3 protein-coding genes and 1 pseudogene are annotated in these 4937 nt (G+C 37.9%); 1 reads left to right on the top strand and 3 read right to left on the bottom strand.

Annotation, left to right across the window (positions count from 1 at the left end):
• From HT697_RS01990 to HT697_RS01980, 3 genes and pseudogenes are all read right to left on the bottom strand, one after another.
• Nucleotides 1–523, bottom strand: a pseudogene (locus tag HT697_RS01990) (FIVAR domain-containing protein); the annotation flags it as partial.
• A gap of 56 nt (nt 524–579) precedes the next feature.
• Entirely contained in the window at nt 580–2169 is a 1590-nt protein-coding gene (locus tag HT697_RS01985) for a YSIRK-type signal peptide-containing protein (RefSeq protein ID WP_173261948.1), read from the bottom strand.
• A 502-nt stretch (nt 2170–2671) separates the two neighbouring features.
• Complete coding sequence (locus HT697_RS01980; RefSeq protein ID WP_173261945.1) at nt 2672–3379, bottom strand: glucosamine-6-phosphate deaminase; 708 nt, start codon at nt 3377–3379, stop codon at nt 2672–2674.
• Nucleotides 3380–3529: 150 nt separating this feature from the next.
• Between HT697_RS01980 and queA the strand changes: the two genes are divergently transcribed.
• Nucleotides 3530–4558 carry a tRNA preQ1(34) S-adenosylmethionine ribosyltransferase-isomerase QueA gene (gene queA / locus HT697_RS01975; RefSeq protein WP_057487667.1) on the top strand — a complete coding sequence of 343 codons (1029 nt, stop codon included), beginning with the start codon at nt 3530–3532 and terminating at the stop codon, nt 4556–4558.
• Nucleotides 4559–4937 lie beyond the last annotated feature (379 nt).

Raw genomic sequence — 4937 nt, 5'->3', positions numbered from 1 at the left:
CATCATCTAGCACTGCTTTTACTGCATCTACTTTTGCTTGTGCTGCTTTAGCTTCTTCTTTAGTCGCATTATTTTCTTTTGCTAAAACTTTTTCAGCTTCAGTTTTTGCTTCTTCTAATTGTGTTTTTAACGCTTCAAATTTTGTATTATATTCATCAATACTATTTGGTGTTTTACCTCTTGTATCTGCTTTTTTCAATGCTTCAGAATCTGCTTTTAATTTAGCTTTTTCGTCTGCTGTGGCTGCTGCGATTAATCCATCTTTGGCTTGTTGTAAAGCTGTTTTTTTGGCATTAACTGTTGCTAAAGTATCTCTAACCTTTGCTACAGTTGCATTTTCGTCATTAATAACTGTTTCTGCTGCTTGAATTGCTTCTTGTGCAGCTGTTTTTGCAGCGTTATATGCTTTGGCACTATCTGCTGTTTTGCCTGGTGTTGGATATGTTGCTGTTACTAAGGTACTTAACGCTTCTTTTGCATTGCTTAACTCTGTTTTATCAACTCTTAATGCCAATTGTTTCAACAAAGTTGACTCTAAAGCTTCTTTATATTCTGCTGTCTTCTTAACATCCGTACTCGTTACAAGTGTCTGTCATTAGCCGAACTAATTCTAACCTTATATGAATTAGTTCCCACTGGCAAAGTAATCTCTTTACTAGTAAAAGTTCCTCCAGTTCCTAAAGGTTTATATTTGTCTTGAGACAATTCTTCTAATGCAGCAGCGGCAGTTGTCACTCTAAGACTTCCCTTAGCAGGTTTACCATTTACTGCAGCTACAACTGTTTTCTTCGCATCATCTACATTAACTCCAGGGTCAAATTCAGTAGAATATACCAATGATTCTGAACCATTAACTTCACTAAATACCTCTACTTTGTATTTGGCTCTTGACTTTTGTCCGTCTCCTTCCATAAGCCCGCTATATCCAGTTTTAAACTGTACATTTACTTTTGTCTCATCTTGAGAATGATATACTTTAAATCTCTTTTCAATACCTTTATAACCTTTTACACCTATCGAAACAATTTGTCCCATACTATCTTTCTGGTTAGATTCATACGGTTGACTATTATAAGATTCTTTATTTTGAGTAGCTTGAGTTCTCACTTCTGATAAGAATAACATATAATTTCTATCTCTATTAAATGACTGTTCTTCTAACCAAGCTGTTTTCGAAGGACCAACAACGTTTACCGTTTCTATTGGAAAAACGCCTTTCTCCGTTTTTCTTGCTATAGCAAACTTCCCTGCACTTCCATCTTCTTGACTTACTGCTTTCCAGCCACCAAATTCAGTAATTTCAGCAACTCTTCCAGCTGTAACTCCTTTTTCATCCCCTAAAGTATTCATATCTTGTACTTTTTTATTATTCTCAATATAGTTAGGCAATGTTTTTAATTTATTAGTTAAAGTAGCAAAATCAGCATTCTCTGCCGGTGCAATATACGTTTGATTCGCAGACGGGTCATCATTTGTAGTAGTTGCATCTGTACGGAATGGGTTATTTGTATTCAAAGCTTTTCCATTACGTTCATCTCTAGAACCTGAGTGTGCAATTGAATTAGTTTCTGTAACTTTTTCAGTATTCGTTGCTTTAATCCCTACAGTAGCTTTTCCATTTGTCGTATCTACTGCTGGTGCTTCTTTTTTCTCTTCTGGTTTTGTTTTTAGCTGTGTAGTTACTGTAACAAGTTTATTATATGCTCTAGTTAATTCTTCTTGTATTTTTGCATTGTTTAATACAGACTTAGCTTCATCTAAGGCTGTTTTTAATTGATTCACACTATCTTCTGTTTTAGAAGCATATTTCCCGTTCGTAAATTTCCCATCAATATCTTCAATTAATTTTGTTAAGGCTGTTTTATTTAGAGTTTCTTTTGAGCTTCCTACCACATCTCCCTCTGGTTTATTCTCAACATTTGTAGCAGAAACTGAAGTATTAGTTTCTTCAGTAGACACACCTGTAGTAGATGAGTTACTCAATATAACAGGATCAGGAGTTTGTTTATTCTCATTCACACCCACTACATTTTGACTTTGTTCAGCCGCTTGTACATCTTCAACTGAACTAACCGCAAAAAAGACTGATCCTAATAAGACAGATGCAGCACCCATTGAAAATTTGCGAATGGAGAAACGTTGACGCTCATTAAATTTAAATTGTTTCATTGTTACCTTTCTTTTTATCTTATTCAAAATATCTCAAAAGCATATTGTACTCTAAGATTTTTAAAAATAAGAAGCGACCTCCTTATATCTTTCAGAAAGTAAGAAGCCTAGAACGATTTTATAATTTTATAACCTATTATATCAATTTTTATATCATTTGAATATTAAAAACTCTTAAAAATATTGATTATATACGAGAGGTAACTTCTCAAAGTAATTTCCACCATAGCGGAACTTTATCTGAAACGCTTTCAGATAAAGGGATTTTGTGCGCTCTTTTTTTCGATTCATTCTGGCTACAAAAGCGATGAAATCAAGCATGATTAAAACCAGTGGAACTTACCCTGACATGGAATTCCACTGGTTTTTACGATTTTTATCAGACTAACTTCCACTTGGATTAGCGGTGGAACTTAGTTTGGGAATTTAGCCTTTTTTGCATTTATACATTAGTTGAGCTAGTCATACGAAAAATATGAATAGTCTTCATTTTTAATTGTTCTTATTTTTCAAGTAAGCTAAGTGCTTCAGCATCTGCAATGATGGTCACATCAGGGTGATTTTGTAGGCTACTTGCTGGTAGGTTCTCAGTCACTGGACCAGACACCGTTCCGGCAATGGCTTCTGCTTTCGACTCACCGTAAGCAAAGAGAAGGATTGACTTGGCATCCAAGATGTTTTTAATCCCCATTGAAATGGCTTGGGTTGGGACGTCTTCAATCTTGTCAAAGAAGCGTGCATTGGCTTCAATAGTAGACTGATCCAGTTCTACTAGATGCGTTTGACTGTCAAATGGAGTACCAGGCTCATTAAATCCGATATGTCCATTACGACCGATTCCCAAGATTTGCAGGTCAACTGGATGGTCAGCCAAAATTTGGTTGTAGCGTTCAACTTCAGCTTCAGCATTGTCCTTAACACCACGAGGCAAGAAACTTTCTTTAAATGGTTTTTGGTTGAACAAGTTTTCTTGCATGAAGTGACGATAAGACTGAGGATTGTCGCCTTCAAGGCCTACATACTCATCAAGGTTGACACTGGTTAGATTTGAAAAATCAAGGTCACTCTCAACAATTTCCTTGTAAAATTCAAGTGGACTGCTTCCTGTCGCAAGTCCTAGAGTTTGAGCGCCGTTGGCCAATTTTTCCTTCAAAATCTCAAAAGCAACTTTTCCACCTTCGATTTGGTTTTCAACTTTAATAACTTTCATCTTTTCATCCTCCATTTCTATCTATATTTATTATATGGTATAGACCAATTTTTGTCAAGTGAAAACGATTTAATTTCTAAAAAAAGAGCGTCCAAACTTGAAACATGTTATAATGGATAGGATTAGAACTTAGAAAGAATGAACAGATATATGAATACAGCTGATTTTGATTTCCACTTACCCGAGGAATTGATTGCCCAAACGCCCCTTGAAAAACGTGATTCCTCTAAACTCCTCATCGTCAATCGTGAGACGGGAGAAATGCAGGATAAACACTTCCACTCTATTATTGATATGCTGGAACCTGGTGATGCCCTTGTCATGAACGACACCCGCGTTCTCCCTGCCCGCCTCTATGGTCAAAAGGAAGAAACAGGAGGCCATGTGGAACTTCTCCTGCTCAAAAATACTGCTGGAGATGAGTGGGAAGTCCTGGCAAAACCTGCCAAACGCCTCAAAGTTGGCACTCGTGTCAGCTTTGGTGATGGTCGCCTCAGCGCAGTCGTTACGGAAGAATTGACCCACGGGGGCCGCATTGTCCGCTTTGAATACCAAGGAATTTTCCTAGAAGTTTTGGAAAGTCTGGGTGAAATGCCGCTACCGCCTTATATCCATGAAAAACTGGATGACCGTGAACGCTATCAAACAGTTTACGCCAAGGAAAGTGGCTCTGCTGCTGCACCTACTGCTGGTCTTCATTTCACCAAAGAACTACTGGCAGAAATCCAAGCTAAGGGTGTTCATCTGGTTTATCTGACTCTTCATGTCGGACTCGGAACCTTTAGACCCGTTTCAGTTGACAATCTGGACGAACACGAAATGCACTCAGAATTCTACCAACTTTCTGAGGAAGCTGCTGCCACCCTTCGCTCTGTTAAGGAAAATGGTGGTCGCGTCATCGCTGTCGGAACCACTTCTATCCGCACCTTGGAGACTATTGGTTCCAAGTTTGATGGGCAAATCCAAGCAGATTCTGGCTGGACCAATATCTTTATCAAACCTGGGTATGAGTGGAAGGTCGTGGATGCCTTCTCAACCAACTTCCACCTGCCAAAATCAACTCTGGTCATGTTGGTTTCTGCCTTTGCAGGCCGTGAATTAGTCTTAGATGCCTACCACCATGCCATCCAAGAACACTACCGCTTCTTCAGTTTCGGTGATGCCATGTTTATTTATTGAGAAATAATTTCTCTAAATCTTCTAATACCAATAAATCGCTAAGATATTATATCTACAACAGATTACGTTGGCTCTCCAAATTGATTCATCTATATTTTATTTCAGCTTCCTATATTTTCTTCGCTGTTTGTAAATCAAAATGCAAGACACATGAGTAGCACCATATTTGTTACTCTTATCTGTCCTCTCAAGAGAGTATTATGAGTTGTTTCAGAATCATTCACTACTTTGACCCTGACTCTCCTTAGTCTCAAAATCAAAGACTTATACTCTTCAAAAATCTCTTCAAACCGCGTCAACGTCACCTTGCCGTAGGTATGATTACTGACTTCGTCAGTTTCATCTACAACCTCAAAACACTGTTTTGAGCTGACTTCGT

The organism is Streptococcus sp. 1621 (assembly GCF_013276615.1).
Lineage (GTDB): Bacteria > Bacillota > Bacilli > Lactobacillales > Streptococcaceae > Streptococcus.
The sequence above is the reverse complement of the archived record's forward strand: the minus strand, read 5'-3'. Positions and strand labels throughout refer to the sequence as shown.